The sequence below is a fragment of the Clostridium sp. BL-8 genome (assembly GCF_002006495.1).
Classification (GTDB): domain Bacteria; phylum Bacillota; class Clostridia; order Clostridiales; family Clostridiaceae; genus Clostridium.
The window spans coordinates 1-839 of the sequence record NZ_LZZL01000213.1 but is presented as its reverse complement, the minus strand read 5'-3'; the positions used below and the strand labels follow the sequence as shown (position 1 = coordinate 839).

Annotated in this window: 1 pseudogene; it reads right to left on the bottom strand. The window is 32.2% G+C overall.

Annotation, left to right across the window (positions count from 1 at the left end):
• A pseudogene (locus CLOBL_RS27285) lies at positions 1 to 839 on the bottom strand (mannitol dehydrogenase family protein); the annotation flags it as partial.

Here is an 839-nt window from a genome sequence, read left to right as displayed (position 1 = left end):
TTAGCTACATATTTCTTTAGTTCATCTAATAATGGATCTGGACTTAATTCCATTACATTACCATCATCAGCTATTCCCATTAAATATCTGCACCATCCTGCAATAACAAGTGGAATATATTTAAGGTTTTTAGGATCTAAATCTGCTCTATCTCTATAAGCTTTAATTGTTTCTCCGAATCTTATACCAACTTTTTGAGATGTATCTGAAGCAATTCTTTGAGGTGTATCAGGTATATATGGATTTGGAAGTCTAACTTCGACTACCTCTTTAATAAAGTCTTCAGGTTTTAATATTCCTGGATTAACAACAACTGGCATTCCTTCTTCGTATCCAATCTTTTCTACTAATTTCTTTAAAGCTGGATCCTTCATCTCATCTGCAATTAAATTAAATCCAAGTAAGCATCCATAAACTGCTAAAGAAGTATGTAGTGGATTTAAACAAGTAGTTACCTTCATTGTTTCAACTCTTTCAACAGTTTCTCTATCTGTTAAAAATACACCTGCATCTTCTAAAGGCATGCGGCCATTTGGAAAATTATCTTCTATTACAAGGTATTGAGGTCCTTCCGCATTAACAAAAGGTGCAATATAAGTGTTTTTGTTAGTTGTTACAATATTAGTGCTCTCAAAACCATCTGCTTCTAATGCATCTTTAACGCTTTGAGATGGTCTCGGTGTAATTTTATCTATCATACTCCAAGGGAAAGATACTTTTTTAGTATCATTGATATATTTAAGAAAACCTTCATCAACTAAATCATTTTCAATCCATTTTTTTATCATTGTTTCCATAGCATTGTGAAGCTTCTCACCATTTTTTGAACAGTTATCCAT